This window comes from Idiomarina seosinensis, from assembly GCF_044797955.1.
Taxonomy (GTDB): Bacteria; Pseudomonadota; Gammaproteobacteria; order Enterobacterales; family Alteromonadaceae; genus Idiomarina; species Idiomarina seosinensis_A.
In genome coordinates this window covers 1,241,758-1,258,853 of record NZ_CP085211.1, presented here as the reverse complement: position 1 = coordinate 1,258,853, position 17,096 = coordinate 1,241,758, and the positions used below count along the sequence as shown (strand labels likewise).

At 50.3% G+C, this 17,096-nt stretch carries 19 protein-coding genes; 2 read left to right on the top strand and 17 right to left on the bottom strand.

Annotation, left to right across the window (positions count from 1 at the left end; genetic code table 11):
• Nucleotides 1-12: 12 nt before the first annotated feature.
• The 6 genes from LG288_RS06020 to LG288_RS05995 all read right to left on the bottom strand — a co-directional run bounded on the left by LG288_RS06020 (nucleotide 13) and on the right by LG288_RS05995 (nucleotide 5,581).
• Complete coding sequence (locus LG288_RS06020) at nucleotides 13-510, bottom strand: FixH family protein (protein WP_404399202.1); 498 nt, start codon at nucleotides 508-510, stop codon at nucleotides 13-15.
• A 76-nt stretch (nucleotides 511-586) separates the two neighbouring features.
• On the bottom strand, nucleotides 587-1,537 hold the full coding sequence (gene ccoP / locus LG288_RS06015) for a cytochrome-c oxidase, cbb3-type subunit III (protein ID WP_404399201.1): 951 nt from the start codon (nucleotides 1,535-1,537) through the stop codon (nucleotides 587-589).
• The gene (locus LG288_RS06010; RefSeq protein WP_404399199.1) at nucleotides 1,530-1,727 is read right to left on the bottom strand and encodes a cbb3-type cytochrome oxidase subunit 3; all 198 of its coding nucleotides are present in this window, start codon (nucleotides 1,725-1,727) and stop codon (nucleotides 1,530-1,532) included. Before LG288_RS06010 ends, ccoP begins: the two co-directional genes overlap by 8 nt.
• A gap of 2 nt (nucleotides 1,728-1,729) precedes the next feature.
• On the bottom strand, nucleotides 1,730-2,338 hold the full coding sequence (gene ccoO / locus LG288_RS06005; protein WP_404399198.1) for a cytochrome-c oxidase, cbb3-type subunit II: 609 nt from the start codon (nucleotides 2,336-2,338) through the stop codon (nucleotides 1,730-1,732).
• A gap of 13 nt (nucleotides 2,339-2,351) precedes the next feature.
• Nucleotides 2,352-3,788 carry a cytochrome-c oxidase, cbb3-type subunit I gene (gene ccoN / locus LG288_RS06000; RefSeq protein ID WP_404399197.1) on the bottom strand — a complete coding sequence of 479 codons (1,437 nt, stop codon included), beginning with the start codon at nucleotides 3,786-3,788 and terminating at the stop codon, nucleotides 2,352-2,354.
• Nucleotides 3,789-3,940: 152 nt separating this feature from the next.
• Entirely contained in the window at nucleotides 3,941-5,581 is a 1,641-nt protein-coding gene (locus LG288_RS05995) for a methyl-accepting chemotaxis protein (protein ID WP_404399196.1), read from the bottom strand.
• A gap of 142 nt (nucleotides 5,582-5,723) precedes the next feature.
• Here LG288_RS05995 and LG288_RS05990 point away from each other — a divergent pair, with 142 nt between their 5' ends.
• Nucleotides 5,724-6,221 (top strand): fasciclin domain-containing protein, encoded by a 498-nt coding sequence (locus LG288_RS05990; RefSeq protein ID WP_404399194.1) that lies wholly within the window; start codon nucleotides 5,724-5,726, stop codon nucleotides 6,219-6,221.
• Between the two features lie 68 nt (nucleotides 6,222-6,289).
• Here LG288_RS05990 and LG288_RS05985 read toward each other — a convergent pair whose 3' ends face one another.
• The 4 genes from LG288_RS05985 to LG288_RS05970 are packed head-to-tail and all read right to left on the bottom strand — an operon-like array spanning nucleotide 6,290 to nucleotide 13,874.
• Nucleotides 6,290-9,412 carry an efflux RND transporter permease subunit gene (locus LG288_RS05985; protein ID WP_404399192.1) on the bottom strand — a complete coding sequence of 1,041 codons (3,123 nt, stop codon included), beginning with the start codon at nucleotides 9,410-9,412 and terminating at the stop codon, nucleotides 6,290-6,292.
• On the bottom strand, nucleotides 9,405-10,478 hold the full coding sequence (locus LG288_RS05980; protein ID WP_404399191.1) for an efflux RND transporter periplasmic adaptor subunit: 1,074 nt from the start codon (nucleotides 10,476-10,478) through the stop codon (nucleotides 9,405-9,407). The genes LG288_RS05985 and LG288_RS05980 overlap by 8 nt, the downstream gene beginning before the upstream one ends.
• Before the next feature lie 37 nt (nucleotides 10,479-10,515).
• Nucleotides 10,516-12,546 carry a CocE/NonD family hydrolase gene (locus LG288_RS05975; RefSeq protein WP_404399189.1) on the bottom strand — a complete coding sequence of 677 codons (2,031 nt, stop codon included), beginning with the start codon at nucleotides 12,544-12,546 and terminating at the stop codon, nucleotides 10,516-10,518.
• Nucleotides 12,543-13,874 (bottom strand): acetyl-CoA carboxylase biotin carboxylase subunit family protein, encoded by a 1,332-nt coding sequence (locus LG288_RS05970; RefSeq protein ID WP_404403003.1) that lies wholly within the window; start codon nucleotides 13,872-13,874, stop codon nucleotides 12,543-12,545. The genes LG288_RS05975 and LG288_RS05970 overlap by 4 nt, the downstream gene beginning before the upstream one ends.
• Before the next feature lie 396 nt (nucleotides 13,875-14,270).
• Between LG288_RS05970 and LG288_RS05965 the strand changes: the two genes are divergently transcribed.
• Nucleotides 14,271-14,651: a hypothetical protein gene (locus LG288_RS05965; RefSeq protein WP_404403001.1), complete on the top strand. Its 381-nt coding sequence runs from the start codon at nucleotides 14,271-14,273 to the stop codon at nucleotides 14,649-14,651.
• On the opposite strand, the gene LG288_RS05960 is transcribed toward LG288_RS05965, so the two are convergent.
• From LG288_RS05960 to LG288_RS05930, 7 genes are all read right to left on the bottom strand, one after another.
• Nucleotides 14,648-14,791 carry a hypothetical protein gene (locus tag LG288_RS05960; protein WP_404402999.1) on the bottom strand — a complete coding sequence of 48 codons (144 nt, stop codon included), beginning with the start codon at nucleotides 14,789-14,791 and terminating at the stop codon, nucleotides 14,648-14,650. The genes LG288_RS05965 and LG288_RS05960 overlap by 4 nt on opposite strands.
• The gene (locus tag LG288_RS05955) at nucleotides 14,784-14,978 is read right to left on the bottom strand and encodes a hypothetical protein (RefSeq protein WP_404402997.1); all 195 of its coding nucleotides are present in this window, start codon (nucleotides 14,976-14,978) and stop codon (nucleotides 14,784-14,786) included. The genes LG288_RS05960 and LG288_RS05955 overlap by 8 nt, the downstream gene beginning before the upstream one ends.
• Entirely contained in the window at nucleotides 14,979-15,323 is a 345-nt protein-coding gene (locus tag LG288_RS05950) for a hypothetical protein (RefSeq protein ID WP_404402995.1), read from the bottom strand.
• Entirely contained in the window at nucleotides 15,316-15,699 is a 384-nt protein-coding gene (locus tag LG288_RS05945; RefSeq protein WP_404402993.1) for a hypothetical protein, read from the bottom strand. Before LG288_RS05945 ends, LG288_RS05950 begins: the two co-directional genes overlap by 8 nt.
• Entirely contained in the window at nucleotides 15,686-16,099 is a 414-nt protein-coding gene (locus tag LG288_RS05940; protein ID WP_404402991.1) for a virion protein, read from the bottom strand. The genes LG288_RS05945 and LG288_RS05940 overlap by 14 nt, the downstream gene beginning before the upstream one ends.
• Nucleotides 16,086-16,262, bottom strand: coding sequence for a hypothetical protein (locus LG288_RS05935; RefSeq protein ID WP_404402989.1), 177 nt, complete (start codon nucleotides 16,260-16,262; stop codon nucleotides 16,086-16,088). Before LG288_RS05935 ends, LG288_RS05940 begins: the two co-directional genes overlap by 14 nt.
• Nucleotides 16,263-16,541: 279 nt before the next feature.
• Complete coding sequence (locus LG288_RS05930; protein ID WP_404402987.1) at nucleotides 16,542-17,096, bottom strand: hypothetical protein; 555 nt, start codon at nucleotides 17,094-17,096, stop codon at nucleotides 16,542-16,544.

The window sequence follows — 17,096 nt, the reverse complement described above, 5'->3', positions numbered from 1 at the left end:
GGTTATGCTCCATTAAACCCCGTACAACAAAGGCTCAATCAAAGTCCACTCAGTGGTTGGTAACCAGTACTTCTGACTTACTTTCCAACGGTTATCAAAGGGCTTAACAGTAACTGTCCATTTACCTTTAATATTGGTCGGGATATCAGCACGATAAATACCATCAGCGCCAACGGTTAAGCGCCGGCTAAAGTCTTTAGCCTCATCAGCTGCATGCACAAATTTAACATTTAAGGCACTTAGCTGTTCAGGTGCGCCGGATTTGTAGCGTAGTGCTAATTTACCGTCGTTGGCCTTAAACTGAAAATTAATGCCCAGCTCCTGAGCCTTTTTTACATCAGCAATCTCGGCGTTAATGGTTTTGCCGCGTTTGTAGTAATCGTCGACGACCATCGAAAAATTGCCTTGAGTGACTGACAGGTAGATTATGATGGCGCAAACCACCATCACAAGAACCGGAATTGCAATCAGAAACCAAGGCCAAAACTGCTTATACCAGGGCTTCACCATAAAACTTACCTCATGTAAAAAACCCCGCCGAAGCGGGGTCTTAGTTATATTTTAAAACAACAGTGCGAGTATCATTCTAATCATTCGACAAACTATAGATATAGGCTGATATCACATGGATTTTATCTTCACCCAGGATTGACTTCCAGGCCGGCATTACACCGTTACGACCGTGTTGTAGAGTTTCTTCGATTTTATTAATAGAACCACCGTACAACCAGGTATTATCGGTCAGGTTAGGTGCACCTAACTGCTGGTTACCTTTACCGTCAGGGCCGTGACATGCTGAACAAACTGCCCAGTTGGCTTCACCGGCCTCGGCCAGTTTTGGATCAACGTTACGGCCACTCAAGCTGGCCACATAGTGAGCCATTTCAGTGATTTGTTGATCGCTAAACTGCTCCGAAAAGGCTGGCATCTGGCCGCTACGGCCTTGGATTAACGATGTCTTAATGTCCGCTGGATCACCACCATATAACCAGTCATCATCGGTCAGGTTAGGGAAGCCGGGGCCACCCATGGCGTTCGAGCCGTGACACTGGGCACAGTTTTGCAGGAACAAACGTTGACCTACATCCAGCGCGTCTTCGTTATGCGCCAGTTCAGGAATAGACTGCTCTGCATAGGCTTCAAAGATCGGACCATACTTCTCTTCAGCGTCACGAATCGCACGGTCATACTCAACGATCAAACCTTTTTCGTGTGCCTGTTTCATCGCTTCATTAGACTCTTCTAATGACTGCACATCCTGGTTAGAGCTTTTCCAGCCCAACAGACCCTGAAAGTTACCCAGGCCCGGATATAGTGCGAGGTAAAGGACACCCCAGACGATCGTGGCCCAAAATAAAATGGTCCACCAGGCGGGTAGTGGGTTATTAACCTCTACAATCCCATCGAATTCGTGGTCCATTTCCTGACCTTCTTCGATGTCGGTGTAGTTTTTCATGTTCCAACGCAGCAACCAAATAATTACGATTAGGGTTGCTATTGTCAGGACGATTATCCATGCACTCCAGAAGCTACTCATCTTTCTTCGACTCCGGTTTGTCGCTGTCTTTTAATGATGATGCCTTTTTTTCTTCTTCTTCGAAGATTGATTTAGCGGCTTCATCAAACTGTTTGTTTGCCCGACGGCTAAAGAACGACCAAAACACAATGGCCAAAAATAAGACCAGAATTATGATTGTCCAAATACCGTGCCATTCACCAAAACTCATAATCAATTAGCCTGTGAGAGGGCGGTGCCGAGCGATTGTAAATAAGCAATTAAAGCGTCCATTTCAGTTTTCCCTTTAACGGCTTCTGCAGCTCCTGCAATGTCTTCTTCAGTATAGGGCACGCCTAACTGCTTCATTACTTGCATCTTTTTAGCCGTCATTTCACCAGTTAACGTGTTTTCCGTTAACCAGGGGAATGCCGGCATATTGGATTCAGGAACAACATTGCGTGGATTCATTAAGTGCACATAGTGCCATTCGTCGCTGTAACGGCCACCAACTCGAGCCAGGTCAGGACCGGTACGCTTAGAACCCCACAGGAACGGGAATTCCCATACACTTTCACCGGCCAACGAATAGTGACCATAGCGCTCTGTTTCAGCCCGGAAGGGACGAATCATTTGGCTGTGACACTGGACACAACCTTCGCGCATGTAGATATCACGACCTTCAAGTTGCAGGGCGGTATAAGGCTTTAGCCCTTCAACCGGTTCTTGCACCTGACTTTGGAACAATAACGGGGTGATTTGTACAATACCGCCTACCGATACTGCGATGATCATCAGGATGGACAACCAACCCAGGTGTTTTTCGACCGCTTCATGTTTCATCTGTCCTGCTCCCTTAGGCTGTTTGAACAACGTTGCCGGCAGCCGTTTCACGGCGACCTGCTTTAATGGTCATATAGGAGTTGTAGGCCATAATCAGCATACCTACCACGATGAACACACCACCAATGAACCGACCTGCCCAGAATGGGTAAGAGGCCTGCACACTCTCGACAAAGCTATAGGTCAAGGTGCCGTCGGCGTTAGTCGCACGCCACATTAAGCCTTGCATCACGCCAGAGATCCACATTGACACGATGTAGAAAACAACACCAATGGTGTGCAGCCAGAAATGGATGTTAACCAGTTTTATGCTGTGCACTTGCTTTTGATTAAACAGACGAGGCACAAGATAATACATGGAGCCAATTGAAATCATCGCTACCCAGCCCAGAGCGCCTGAGTGAACGTGGCCCACTGTCCAGTCCGTGTAGTGCGATAATGCATTCACTGATTTGATTGCCATCATCGGACCTTCGAACGTCGACATGCCGTAGAACGACAGGGAAACAATCAGGAACCGGAGAATCGGGTCAGTACGCAGTTTATGCCAGGCACCAGATAAGGTCATAATACCGTTGATCATACCACCCCAGGAAGGTACGAACAGGATGACTGACATCACCATACCCAGCGACTGAGTCCAGTCAGGCAAAGCGGTGTAGTGCAAGTGGTGAGGACCTGCCCAGATATACAGAGAAATCAATGCCCAGAAGTGAACGACAGATAAACGGTAAGAATAAACAGGGCGTTCAGCCTGCTTCGGCACGAAATAGTACATCATGCCCAAAAAGCCTGCCGTTAACAGGAAGCCTACGGCGTTATGTCCATACCACCATTGAATCATGGCATCGACAGCACCTGAGTACATTGAGTAGGACTTCGTGAAGCTAACCGGCACCGCCATGCTGTTAACAATGTGCAGCATTGCGATAACTAAAATAAAACCACCGTAGAACCAGTTGGCCACATAAATGTGGGAGGTTTTTCGAATAGCTAACGAGCCAAAGAAGACAATGGCATAAGCGATCCAGACCACTGCGATTAAGATATCGATTGGCCATTCAAGCTCAGCGTACTCTTTTGTGCTGGTCAGGCCTAGCGGCAGGGTAATAACTGCGGAGATAATAACCGCCTGCCAGCCCCAGAAGGTAAAGCTTGCCAGTTTGTCAGAAAACAAACGCGTTCGGCAGGTCTTTTGTACCACGTAGTACGAGGTAGCAAAAAGCGCACTGGTTCCAAACGCAAAAATCACGGCGTTGGTATGCAATGGCCGCAAACGCGAGTAGGTCAGCCAGGGCGTGTTGAAATTTAACTCCGGCCAAACGAGCTGCGCCGCAATCAAAACCCCAAGTGCCATGCCGATGATACCCCAAATAATGGTTGTGACGGCGAATTGCCGCACAACCTTCATATTATAATCGATCGGTTGTTGTGGAATTGTTTGACTCATCTTTAGTTTCCGCGGTGGTTTGGGTTCAGGAAAAAGCTGGCTTTTAACCGCTTAACTAAAAGTCAGCTTCCTTATAAACGTGCCTTAATTTTACACTTTTTGTAATTAAAGGTACAGGATTGATGATACTAATATCCCTATAATAATAAAGACTATTCTGTTTTAAAACGAGAGACTAATTGAGCCAGATCAATACTATTTTGGGTTAATTTTTGACTGACGTCAGTAACCTGCCGGTTGGCATCCTGGTTGTCCTGTGACAGGTCACTAATACCCGTTATGTTCTCGCTGACTTCGCGCGTTACACGACTTTGTTCATCGGTAGCCGAGGCGATCTGCACGTTCATAGAAGAAATGTTCGCTACTGCCTCCTGGATTTGACTGATGGCCTGTTCGGCTTTCAGTGCTCCCTCATTGGTGGTACTGGAGTGTCGCTCAACATTGGCGATAATTTGTGTAACGTCCTGAATACCGTTTTGTATACTCTCGACAATGGATGAAATTTCATCGGTTGAATGTTGTGTCCTGGTAGCCAGTGTCCGTACTTCATCAGCCACTACCGCAAAGCCTCGTCCTGCCTCGCCGGCGCGGGCTGCCTCGATTGCGGCGTTGAGTGCCAGCAGATTGGTCTGCTCCGCTATAGAAACAATAACACCGAGGATATTGCCAATTTTATCCGAGCCTTCCTGTAACACACGAGCCTGACTGTCTGCTTTATTAAGCTCCGTGGTTAGTTGCTCAATGTTATTAACCGCCTCACGCATAATAACGGCTGAGCGTCCGGCTTCATCGTCAGCAGTATTAGCCGATTTTGCCGCAGCGCGGGCATGATTAGCCACTTCGGTTGCTGATGAAGATAACTCATCAACGGCAGTCGCCACCGAGTCAGTCTGATTACGCAAATCTTCGCTTTTTGAATGGCTCTGCTGGCTCAGGCTGGCCAGTTGTTGAGCGGCTTTTTGTTCCTCAGCAGTACTTTGTTGTACGCGACTTACCAGCTGCTGGATTTTACTGACAAACTGATTGAATAAATCAGCTAATTGAGCCAGTTCATCATTACCCGGGCTATTCAGCCGATGAGTCAAGTCACCTTCACCTTTGGCAATGTTGCGCATTGCAGAATTGATGTGCTTTAAAGGACGCGTGATGCTGCGGATGATAAATAAAAACACTAACAGCAGGGGGATCGCGAGTAATAAAGCCAATAAGGCAAGTTTGGCAATTTCCTGCCACAGTAACTGGGCGGGGTCATCGGTATACTGGCCACTGCCAATGATCAGATTCCAGGGTTCAAAAACTCTGATACGGCTCATTTTGTGTACTAACTCATCGGGTTTATCACCTTTTTGCCAAAGGTACTCAACGGTAGCCCGCTCGGCCGTTTTCGATTTATTAACCATTTGTGCAAACAGGCGGGTACCTTCAGGATCTTCATAAGAAAGCAGATTATTACCGATCAGCGATTTATTGAATGGATGCTGCAACATTTCGCCCTGTTGATTTAGGGTGAAAAGGTACTCATTACCCTCATAGCGGATGTCATCTAAAAGGCTTAAAGCGCGGTCTTTGGCCTGTTGTTGGGGAAGTTCGCCTTGCTGATAACGTTCGTAATAGTAACTGACGATGGTATGAGCCGAATCGAGAACCGCATCCAACTTGCGCTTTTCTTCAGAAATCAACAGATTATTTAAAATAAAGATCATGAACGCGACCATCACAGCTGTTCCGAAAGCTGCAATAGTCAGTAATGCGAGCAAACGTTGTGTGATGCTGAAACGCTGGATAAACCCCATAAAAAGTCCTTAAAAAATGATGGTTCGATTTTATGCCGCTTATTAACACATTTTTTACATGTGATTTACAGCATAAAAATTAGACTAAAGTCAAAAAAACTGCGTAAACCTAATTGCCTAAACATTTAAAGGAGGCATTTTTATGTTGCGCAAGTTTGCATTATTGGTTTTGTCGGCAGGTTTAGCTTTTTCTTCACTTCCTGCTATGGCAGATCATCACGGTAAAAAAATGGCAGCTCAATCTTCGATTGTTGAAATTGCGGCGGGTAATGAACAGTTCTCAACGCTGGTAACAGCATTAACCGAAGCCGGTTTAGTAGAGACACTGCAGGGGGAGGGCCCGTTTACGGTATTCGCTCCGACCAACGCCGCCTTTGACGCGTTGCCGGAAGGCACACTCGAGGCCCTGTTGGCTGATAAAGAACAGTTAGCCGCAGTCCTCACCTACCACGTATTACCCGGCAAAGTAATGAGTGCAGATATTGCGGGTAAAACACTGCAGGCCGATACGGTCCAGGGTTCTGCGCTCAGTATCGATGCCACCGATGGTGTTATAGTCGATGGCGCGAATGTGGTGCAGGCCGATATTAAAGCGAGTAACGGTGTGATCCACGTGATCAATAAAGTCATTACGCCCTAAATGGTAACAATTGACTGATTAGAAAAGCGGCGATGACGCCGCTTTTTTTTTATCCCTTTTTTGGCCGGTTAGGATTGTCGTTGCTTTAACATCAACACGGAGAGGGCCGGCAGTGTGACTATGGTTACGATGGCTGCACCGACCAGGCCAAACATGACGATAACGCCAACGCCGCGGTAAAGCTCAGTACCTTCGCCGGGAATCAGGACCAAAGGGGCAATACCGCAGAGGGTAGTTAATGTCGTTATGGTAATCGGGCGAACCCGCGATAATAGGCCTTCTTTAACCGCATCAATCAGCTTATAACCCTCGTTGTCTCTTAAATAAACAGCGCGCTCAACCACCAAAATGGGGTTATTAATTACCGTTCCCATCAAAATAAGGAAACCCAGCATGGTAATCATATCAAAGGGTTGATTGATAGCTTTCAAACCGAGCAGCGGCAGCAATTCACCCAGGCTATTCATGACTGTCAGCCCCAGGATACCGGCGCTGATGCCCATCGGGATCGTTAGTAATATCAGTAGCGGATAGCCCCAATGGGCAAAAATCGCCACCATCAACAGATAGACAATAGCAATGGATAATACATAGTTCTTGCTCAGAGCCGCCTGAGTTTCAGCCAGCTGATTAGCCGCACCGGATAATTCAGTAGTAATGTCCTTGCTGATCATTCCGTTTTCCCGAAGGTAACCAATGACGTTACTCTGCACCTGTGCAACTCCGGATTCCAGCGCAACCGAATCGGGAGGAATGATATTTAAGGTTACCGTTCGCCGGCTATTAACCCGTCGCACCGTACTGGTGTCGACCGTTTCTGCCACCCGCGCAACAGCCGATAAGGGCAGCGACCGGCCCTGATACTGCAGCACCGGCATTTGCTCCAGCTGGTCGGGTTTAACCTCAGTACCCGACTGGCTGAATAAATACATGTCGATTTTATCGTCGCCCTGAAAGTACTCTCCGACAAAAGCGCCGTCGGTCAGCGCAGCAACTGCAAAGCCGAGGCTTTCGGCATCACTATTCACTTCAGCCAGTCGTTCAAAGTCAGGCTGCACTTCTAACAGCGGTTGTTGTAATGTCAGCGAGCCCGGTGAGCTCTGGATACGCGGCTGCTCAAAAACTTCTTCAGCACGGTTATAAATAGCCCGGGCCGCCTGGTAAACCTCAGGTAACTGCCTGCCACCGACATCAACATTAATGCTGCGGGTGCCGCCGTCATTGCTGCTGATAATAGAACCCTTGGTAGCAAAGGCGCGCATTCCCGGATAACGCTCATAAACCCGGGTTATTACGTCCATAAGCTCTTCAATGCGGCTGCCATCGCGTGTTTCGGCAATAATTCGCATACTGCTGGGTGACACGCTGTAACTAATGGTTTTCAGTGCCGGTATAGTCAGCCCTTCAGGACTTTTGACCTCAGCATGTTCAGTAACCAGCGCGGGATCAAAAATAGCCCGGATTTCATCTCCGATAGCCGACATGGTTTGCAGATTGTAACCGGGCGGGGCATTCATTGAAGCGAAGGTTTTGGCTTCTTCACCCTCGGGTAAATATTCAGCCGGCGGGGTTAAGACCCACCAGATACCGACGACTACGGCAAAGGTCGCCGCCACCGTAGTTAACTGTCTGGGCTTGCTGGCAAGTGTACTCTGGGCCAGTCGATCAACACCGGCAATCAGCCGATCGGTTACTTCCGTCCGTGCTTTGGCGGGAAAGTAGGCAGACAACAATGGCACGAGAGTCACCGATACCAGCATGGAGGCGATAATCGCCGAGCTAATCGCAATAGCAACATCGGAGTAGAGCTGGCCGGCCTCCTGAACAATAAACAGGATTGGTAAAAATACCATCACAGTGGTCAGGGACGAGGCCAGAACTGCAGTCCATACCCGTTTAACACCCAGAACCGCCGCTTTTTTCGGCCCGGCACCTCGCTGTCGCTCTAATTCAATACTTTCCAGCACAACAATGGTATTGTCCAGCGTCATGCCAATAGCAAAAGCAATGCCGGCCAGGGAAATTACGTTAATGGTACGGTCAAGTAAAAGTAAGCCAATAAAACCAGCAAGCGTACAAATTGGTATACCGACAACCGCAATTAAGGTAGCCCGGCCCGAGCGCATCAACCCATACATTACCAATGTGGCAAATAATGCACCCAGAACCAGGTTGATCAGCACATTTTTTATCGAGGCTTCAACGTAGCGCACATCATCGGAAGTCAGCATAATCCGCATACCGGCCGGCTCTAATAATTCCTTATTGATCCGTTCAACTTCAGCCAGCATGGCGTATTTAATATCAATGACATTGCTGCCGGACTCGCGTTTTACCTGCAGACTGAGCACCTGTTCGTCTTTAAACCAGGATTCGCTGTTGGTTTCAAAATGATTGAGATCAATCTGTGCTATATCATCTAATCTGACAAGCCGGTCACCATTGCGCTTGATAATGGTCGTGGCCATTTCATCCAGACTATCAAAGCGTCCGACCGTACGAAGCAAAAAACGGCGTTTGTTTTGCTCCAGCTCGCCGGCAGAGGTATCGGTATTACGAATTCTTAATGCTTGCTCCACGTCATTAACCGTTAGCCCATGACTTAGCAATGAATTTTTATTTAATTTGATTCTTACCTGACGCTGAGCACCGCCACTCACATCGACTTGCGACACGCCGTTTACCGACGACATGCGGGGGCGTACGTTATCTTGGATGTAATCACGCATCCGCACCATATCAATATTCTTGGGGTTGCCGGGCAGGGGGGCTACCCGAAAGTACATAAATGCGTTACTTGAAAACGACGCTGAAAATATTCTTGGTTGATCGACGTTAGCAGGGTAATTCGGCACCTGACTTAACGCATTGTTAACTAGTATTAATGTTTCCGTCACGTTAATACCGAACGGAAAGTCCAGTTCTATTGATGCTTCGCCGTTACTGGCAGAACTTTCCATGCGCTGTAAATTGGGAACTGTACGTAAATATTCTTCTTGCTCTACCAGTATTTCTTTTTCGATATCCTGTGGTGTCGCCCCGGGCCAGGTAGTTTGTACCGAGATAGTACGGACCTCAAGGTCTGGTATCATTTGCACCGGTATCTTAAGCGCCGCAGCAATACCCAGAAGACATAAAATCAGCACCGCAACAATGGTGACATGCTTATGCCGGATCAATGCTTTAATCATAAGCATTAGAATCTTCAGCCTGAACAATATCACCGTCTGTTAACGCTTCATTACCGCGGACTACGATTTGTTTTTTGCCACTGAGACCGTCGACGACTTCTACCCAACCATTAAAACGTTGGCCGAGCGTGACCCAGCGTTCGTTGGCGATGCTTTCACCGTCTTTTTCAATCACTTCCCAGACTGAAGTTCGGCCGTCGCTATAGCGGATTACAGCATCCTGAGGAACTGTTGGTGCCGACTGATCATCGATCATGGTCAGTCGCACTTTAACCGATGAGCCTACTAGCAGGTTATTGTCTGACTCCGGCTCAATACGCACTCTAAAACTTCGTTCACTACCACTGGTAAATGCTACAATTGTATCGATTTTAGCTGCTACATTGCGTCCGTCAGAAGTCGAAACAGACACCTGAGTGTTTGGCGTTACCCGTGGAAAGTAGCGCTGCGCGACAAAGGCATCGATATAAATGGCATTGAGATCGACCAACTGAAAGGCCTGATGGCTTTCAGTGACCCATTGCCCAGGATCAATATTTCGCTCAGTAATCAGCCCACTAAAAGGAGCAATTAATTGATGATAACCAAGCTCCACCTTTAGTTCGTCAATACGGGCTTTGACCTCTGCCAATGCAGATTCTGCCACCTGCACCTCTGCGCGCGCGCGGCGTAATTCACTTTGCGCGACAAAATCTGTTTTGGCGAGGCTTTGTAGCTCTTGTAGCTGCTGGCGTTCGTCATTTAAGGTAGCAGTAGATGATTGTTGCTGCGCATTAAGCGACTGTAATGCTGCATCAACCTGACGCTGATCCAGTTCAGCCAGGGACTGACCTTTTTCTACCGTGTCTCCGACATCAACAAGATAGTTTTCAACACGGCCGGCAATACCGAAACTCAAATAACTATTACTAAGAGAAGCGACCGAAGCGGGGAGTATCAGCTGCTGCTGAACCGGTTGCTCTTTTACCGAAACCACAGCGACTCGGGTCTGTGCTTTAACACTGGGCATCGCAATTAAGGCTGCTAGGCACAGTACAAAAGAGCTGGTCAACAAAGAAGTTTTCATAAATGCTCTAGATTTTTTTCATTTCGGTTAGCCGCCTTCAGATATGGTCGCGCGGGATCGTCTCATTCCAGCTCATACAGCACACCCTCGTCTCGCCCTCATAAGCATCGAGTTCGGCACGGATGTAGAAATTGTTCTCGTCCGAGGTCAGGCAGGTATAAGTCCAGGTCTTGATCTTCCAGTCGTTGCGCTGGAGCGTCCGGGTCCACTCGGTCGTACCCTTCACGCTGGTGAAGTCGCCTGTGACGGCTGAATATTTCTCCACTGTATGGGAGCCAACCGTTAGGTCGATATCGTCGAATCGGACCACGCCGCGATCGTCGATGACCTCCAGCTCGGAGCGCTGCTCGGCAAGATCGTGATGAACCAGCCAGCGATGCTCCTCAGGCTCGTATACCGTAGTCGAAGGCGGCTGCGCGCTGACCGGCGGCTCGAAGCTAGCCTCTTCCTCGCCGCCGATATTCTTCGTGCGGCAGGGCAGAATGAGCCGACTTTTGGCCGAATAGACCGTGAGCTTGGTGGGCTCCGGCGGGGTCCATGCCATCGGCCAGTAGATGGTGGAGACCGAAACCCGAATCCGGTGGCCCTTCTCGAAACGCTGGGCGATATGGTTTAAGGGCACCTTGACCTTGTACCGCTTGCCCGGTTCCATCAATTCGGGGTGCTGGCGGCTGTCGCGATGAGTGAGGTTGAGCAGTCCGTAGGTCACGCGTGTGATCTGGTGGTCGGGCAGGAAGTCCGACAGGCGCACTGCGACCATGGCGTTTGGTTGGTCGCTCTCCAGCTCAAGTTCGACGACCGGCTGGCCGAGAATCTCGACGTCCTCCTCCAGCTCGTGGGTCTGAAAGACTAGTCCGCCGCCGTCCTCGGAACGCTGATCACCCGCGAGATCAGGCCCGTTGGCGTACGAACACCATTTGCCAGCGAACAGCCCCAGCGTGACCGGGGACTGGATCTTCATGCCCACTTCCTCGGTCTCCTCTTCGCTACTCTCTTCGACAAGCCGGCGTCCGGTCCCGAAGCTGTAGGCACGAGGTTCGATATCAGCGCTTGGCCAGTCGGCCTCAACTACCCAGCGGCCTTTACGGTATTCATACTGCGGATTGGGCGGAGCGGGGTCCTGCATGTAGGCGCACAGCATGTTTTCGTCCTCGATGCCCCGGTCCTTGCCCTTCAGCCAGTGATCCCACCAGTCCAGAAGCTCGCCGAGAAAATCAATCGCCGGCCCGGGACTTCCAATATGGGGATATGTGTGCCCCCAGGGCCCGACGAGGCCCTTGCGCGGCACGTCTAAATTTTCCATTAGGCGGAAGACGGTATTGGTATAGCCGTCGGCCCACCCCGAGACCGCGAATACGGGGATCTTGATGTTGCCGTAATGCTCGGCAACCGAGCCGTGGCGCCAGTAGCTGTCGCGGCGCTGATGCTGCAGCCAGGTTTTAAGCCACAGCCCGCTACCCTCCAAGCGCTCCATCCACATGTCCTTCCAGCGATCGCCCACCAGGGCGGGGTCGGGCGGCATAGTGTTGTAGGAGAACATGACGCCGGCCCAGGACAAATTGTCGCCCAACAGCGTGCCGCCCATGTGGTGGATGTCGTCCGCATAGCGGTCGTCGCTGGAGCAGACCGTAACAATGGCCTTGAGCGGCTCGGGTTGCATGGCTGCGATCATCAGGCCGTTAAATCCGCCCCAGCTGATGCCCATCATGCCGACATTTCCGTCGCACCAGTCCTGCTCGGCCAGCCAGTGGATGGCAGCCACGCCGTCATCCAGCTCGCTCTGCAGGTACTCGTCGGTCAGCACACCCTCAGACTCTCCGCTACCGCGGATGTCAAGGCGTACGCAAGCATAGCCGTGACCAGCAAGGTACTTGTGCGTGATCTCGTCGCGCTTGGTCGAGCCGAAGCGCTTTCGGTAAGGAATGTACTCCAGGATCACCGGCACCGGATCTTCGCCTGAATCCTTCGGGCGCCAGATGCGTGCGGCCAGCTTCAGGCCGTCGCCGACCGGGATCCAGACATTCTCCTCCTCAATGATCTCGTGGGGAAAGTCGGTTACGGTTTTCATACATCCTCCGGGAGCGGTTTGATGAAGATGGGCAGCGAAGCGAGGACGCGGTGATACGCATCCTCCAGCATGCCTTCGTCGTGGCCGCCGAGGAAAATGTCGGCAAGCTGGTACGAATAACTGTCCTGGAAAAACATTTCAGATAAACGCTGATCCTTCTCGACAAGGACGTTGGCGTCGATATCGGGCAAAATGCGTTTTAGCTCTGCGATCTCTTCGGAGCTGGGCACGCGCTTGACTATGCCGTCGGCCTCGAAGCTTCTCAGCATGAACTTGCCCGCGATGGCGTCTTTTCCTTCGCGGTGAGGCATGTCCGGCTCGAGCCCCATCGACAGCTCGATCGCCACCTTCTGGTGAGGCGCACCATCGACCATATGGAATAGCGGAGAGTGGGACTTCGAGATTCGGGCATTAATCTCGAGCAGCCGCAGGTCGTCACTTTCGGGATCGTAGAAGAATTCCACATTGAACGGAGAGCCGTCATAGCCAATAGTTGTCATCATCTTGCTGACGATCTCGGTGGAGCGCTCAATAACGTTTTCGGGTAGATCGGCGGGATACTGATAGCGCGAGAAGCTTGACGCGTGCTCGCCCTCGCGCAGCGATTCGACCACACCATAGATCCTGGTCTCACCCTGCCAGACATAGCCCTCCAGCGTGAACTGGCGATCGGCCGAAATGAGTTGTTCAGCCACGGCAAAATTTCCGTCGATCCCGTCGAACTCGCTGCGGTCCTTGAGTTTGTCCAGGAAAGCGTTGAAAGGCTCGCCGATCAGGTGGATCTTCTGGCGGCAGGCTTGTAACGCCTCATCGAATCCTTCCTCGTCCTCGACAAGGAAGCCGAGCACGGAGGAGTGGCCTTTGACGGGTTTGAGCCAAAACGGATAGGCTGGCGCGTCTTTTTTTGCGTTTTCCGGTTCAAAAGGGTTGATGGCACTACACTCGGATGTGCGATCAGGGAAGGCTTCTTTTTGCTTCAGATGGGCCCAGTACTTGTGCTCGCATTTCGCGACCGCTTCAGGACTAGCACCCGGCATATCGTAGTCGCGTCGCAGCAACGAAACGAGCGAGGTGACGGGAAAATCGAGATAGCCGATGATAGCGTCCGGCTTACCACCATGCTCTTCGATGATGGATTTAGCACGCTCGTATAGCTCGTCGAAATCGATTCTACCGCTGGTCGGCTGGACGTCGGAATATTCAAGTGTGCGGATCAGTTCCCAATTATCCGAGCCTGTAATTTTCTCGATCAGGGACAGGTTGTAGTCGTCGGCGCCGACGATGAAGATTTTTTTCTTGCCGCTGTCGGCTTGGGTCACATCAGCCATCTGTAATATCCACCTGTTCGCTAGATTTCTAGAAGCATAAGGGCAGTGTAGAACAAATTAGCAGTATGGGACAAATCAGCAGCTGTACTAAGTATGGTTTGGGCTTTACTGAAGGGATTTTGTAGTAGTCAGCGCTGACAGGCTAAAGCTACGCAATAATGTCGAAGATTTAACATAATATACATTATACGCAATGGCGGTCATTCGCGATATTTTCACCCCGACCCGATACGCGCCACGCCAGCGGCCAAACTTGGCCCGAAAATTGCCATTAATGGCCCGCCGGATGCGGTGGCGGAAAAATGGCGGTGTTTTTCACGGTTTTGACGGCCCGACCTCTTATAACTTAAACGTTATTAACTCATGGATTGATATAACAAAAAGGTCTATAAAATTATGCTTTACGATGCGGATTTACCCGATCACTGGATCTTGAAACGGGCGTTTTGTAACCCCTTGGCGGTCAGTGAATCGGACGCGGTGAACTGGACACGGGCGGCGGCGTTTTTCGGGGCGAAAGAGTCAACGGTTAAGCGCTGGTATCAAAAAAGCGAACTGCCTTATATGGCGCGTAAATTGTGCCTGGTTAAAATTGGCGGCGCGTTATCCTTGCATGGCAAACAATGGAAAGGGTTCTGTGTGGTGGATGAAGTCTTGCACACGCCGATTAAAGGCTATTCATTAACGGCCAATCAGGTGGCGGCGACCTGGTATCTGGTCAATAACATGCCGGATAAACCGCGCCAGTGGTGGCAACTGGCGGCGCGGGATTTCTAGCGCTTGCGAATGTGGTAGGCGGTGAGCAATATCACCCCTGCGGCAATCAATAACACGTTTTTCCCCACGCGAATTTCCACGGCCAGCGGCTCGTCTTGAGTCGCTTTCACTTCAAATTTCGTCGGCACATCGTTAAACATTGCCTGCCCTCTCAATCACAGTCAGGCGCGTTTCGTGTCCGGCCTGAACCTTTTCAATACACTGGATGCGGTGCTTGTGGTCGTCGTCAGTGCCTTTTAAATGCTTAATGTCGTTTTTCATCGTCGCTACAATCGCCGCTGCGGTGGCGATATTGGTTGCAACGATAATCGCGATTCCCCAATCCATTTATTGACCCCGTTTTTGTAATAGGTTTTTGGTTTCGGCTAAGGCCCATACGGCCCCATTCATGGCAAAAAAGGTGTTTATATACCAATCCGGCACGTTCTCCAGGTTATCGAACACCCTGGCCCCTTGCTCCGGCGCTATGACGGTTAGCAAAATGGGCGCGGAAAACATCAGATAGGAATAAATGCGTAAAAAGCGGCTGGCCCCTTTTTCGCGTACAGTGCGGAACTCGGCGCGGCGGCCCTGCTCATTGGCTTCGGCTTTTTGCTTGCGCTCGGTGACTTTCTGCTTTCCTTTTAGCCAGGTGGTTAACAGGCCGATACCGGCACTTAACGCGCTAAACATAATCCGAATCCCTTAGCGCCTGGCCGGAGTCTATCAGGTGTGTGTATTCGGGCTTAATGCGCCCGCCCATGAATAACGCGCGGTATAAATTCGGGTAATGCTCCTTTAACAGCGTTTCAACCTCGGCTTTTAAAACGCCGGATTGATTGAAATAGCTGCCTTTTAAGCGAATTTGCGCCTCTACAATGTCGGGATTTGTGATCTTGCCCCATAGTTCGCCCAGGCTGTCCCCGACCGCATCACCGGCCACGGTTAAGCGCTGGTATATCTGCCAGCCGACATAAGTCACCCCGATAACGGCTATCGCTTTCGCCAGCGGCGTTACCTTTTCTGTCACCGTAACAACGGCGGCGACCGAATTATCAGACAAAGCCACGTTTATAACCCTCCGTTAACTGCGCCAGGCTAAACGGCTGCTGCCCGTTTTCATGAGCGACAATGACCGCCATCAAGCGCGGGTAGTCCTGGCCCGTTAAAGGCGTATGCCGCGACAAGCCCATAGCGCGTACAGCGTGTTTAATATACGACTCGGTGTTATTTTCTGATGGCGGTGCATAACGTGACAAAACCCCCTCAATGGTGTTTAACCCGTAGCGGTTGCGATAGGTCTGCAAAATTCGCGCAAGCGCTCTTAACCCGTTTTCGGGTGTGTCAAATACAACAAAATCTTTGTTGTCTCGACCCATTTCGCCCTGCCATTTGAACGCATCGCTACCGCGCAAATTACCCGGATTGTTGTTTCGCAGTCCTCGCGGCTGTGAACTATTTAACGTCATGAGCAACAACAACCCCATCAATAGTAAAATTACCGGTCTCACTGTCATAAATCGCCCCTAAAATATCGGCGGCCGACACTTCAATCGCCCCCTCTGGCGGGCGACTACCGCTGACCATTGCCACAACCTGATTGCTTTCGTTGATTTGCGCAAAATTACGCATATTCTATAACCTCGCATTTAACACTCACGCTCGTCCCGTTTGTGTATTCCGATTCGGCGTAACCCATCACCCTGACTGTGGTTGAATTTAAAAGATAAGCCTGGCCGTTGTATACACCTCTCCCAAAGCACCCGTTGAAACTTATCGCCGTTTTTTCAGGATTTACCGGCGCGATTGTTACATCTTGAGATGCGCTTTTATTGCCTGAGCTGCCTGTGCTTGTCGATACCTGAACCGTTTGCAGGCTTTTAACCGCTGACCCTGAAAGTACCCGCATTGTTAATACTCCTCTAAGATCCGCACATCAACCGAACCGCTGACCGGTGTCAGATTGAGCGCGGTTTGGTTATCCCATCCAAACGACCCTGAAACCGTCACGCCGTTGATAGCATCATCTACAATCACATCAGATGACACTTGTATGAGCGCGGTTTTTCGTCCGGCTCTTACCGGTAATACTTCGGTTGTGGTGCTGATTGTCTGTACCGGCTTTGTTTCGGCGTTTGCCGGTGCGGTTTGGGCAACGGATAGCGCCGCGTTTATGTCAAAATTACCGCTTAGGCGGTCATCATCAGCCTTAACCGGTGAAGCCCAAATATCGAGCGTTTGCGCGGTGTCGCTGACAAGCTCAACGCGGGCGAACGGCTCCGGAAAATCGTTTCGGTCGGAAAAATCCAGACCAACGGCGGTTTTTAATTCACCGGCGTAATAAACCGCGCCCGATGCGCTGTAAAACGTGGCCTGGATGCTTTCGGTTTCGGCGCTGAATAACCGAAAATGCCGCCCCACAATTTGTAAGGTACTGGTTTCACCGGCTTCTAAATTAAATTTCAT

Excerpts from the sequence above, each read along its gene's own strand:
- LG288_RS06020 (WP_404399202.1), bottom strand. The coding sequence starts at position 510 with ATGGTGAAGCCCTGGTATAAGCAGTTTTGGCCTTGGTTTCTGATTGCA.
- ccoP (WP_404399201.1), bottom strand. The coding sequence starts at position 1,537 with ATGAGTAGCTTCTGGAGTGCATGGATAATCGTCCTGACAATAGCAACC.
- LG288_RS06010 (WP_404399199.1), bottom strand. The coding sequence starts at position 1,727 with ATGAGTTTTGGTGAATGGCACGGTATTTGGACAATCATAATTCTGGTC.
- ccoO (WP_404399198.1), bottom strand. The coding sequence starts at position 2,338 with ATGAAACATGAAGCGGTCGAAAAACACCTGGGTTGGTTGTCCATCCTG.
- ccoN (WP_404399197.1), bottom strand. The coding sequence starts at position 3,788 with ATGAGTCAAACAATTCCACAACAACCGATCGATTATAATATGAAGGTT.
- LG288_RS05995 (WP_404399196.1), bottom strand. The coding sequence starts at position 5,581 with ATGGGGTTTATCCAGCGTTTCAGCATCACACAACGTTTGCTCGCATTA.
- LG288_RS05990 (WP_404399194.1), top strand. The coding sequence starts at position 5,724 with ATGTTGCGCAAGTTTGCATTATTGGTTTTGTCGGCAGGTTTAGCTTTT.
- LG288_RS05985 (WP_404399192.1), bottom strand. The coding sequence starts at position 9,412 with ATGATTAAAGCATTGATCCGGCATAAGCATGTCACCATTGTTGCGGTG.
- LG288_RS05980 (WP_404399191.1), bottom strand. The coding sequence starts at position 10,478 with ATGAAAACTTCTTTGTTGACCAGCTCTTTTGTACTGTGCCTAGCAGCC.
- LG288_RS05975 (WP_404399189.1), bottom strand. The coding sequence starts at position 12,546 with ATGAAAACCGTAACCGACTTTCCCCACGAGATCATTGAGGAGGAGAAT.
- LG288_RS05970 (WP_404403003.1), bottom strand. The coding sequence starts at position 13,874 with ATGGCTGATGTGACCCAAGCCGACAGCGGCAAGAAAAAAATCTTCATC.
- LG288_RS05965 (WP_404403001.1), top strand. The coding sequence starts at position 14,271 with ATGCTTTACGATGCGGATTTACCCGATCACTGGATCTTGAAACGGGCG.
- LG288_RS05960 (WP_404402999.1), bottom strand. The coding sequence starts at position 14,791 with ATGTTTAACGATGTGCCGACGAAATTTGAAGTGAAAGCGACTCAAGAC.
- LG288_RS05955 (WP_404402997.1), bottom strand. The coding sequence starts at position 14,978 with ATGGATTGGGGAATCGCGATTATCGTTGCAACCAATATCGCCACCGCA.
- LG288_RS05950 (WP_404402995.1), bottom strand. The coding sequence starts at position 15,323 with ATGTTTAGCGCGTTAAGTGCCGGTATCGGCCTGTTAACCACCTGGCTA.
- LG288_RS05940 (WP_404402991.1), bottom strand. The coding sequence starts at position 16,099 with ATGACGTTAAATAGTTCACAGCCGCGAGGACTGCGAAACAACAATCCG.
- LG288_RS05935 (WP_404402989.1), bottom strand. The coding sequence starts at position 16,262 with ATGCGTAATTTTGCGCAAATCAACGAAAGCAATCAGGTTGTGGCAATG.
- LG288_RS05930 (WP_404402987.1), bottom strand. The coding sequence starts at position 17,096 with ATGAAATTTAATTTAGAAGCCGGTGAAACCAGTACCTTACAAATTGTG.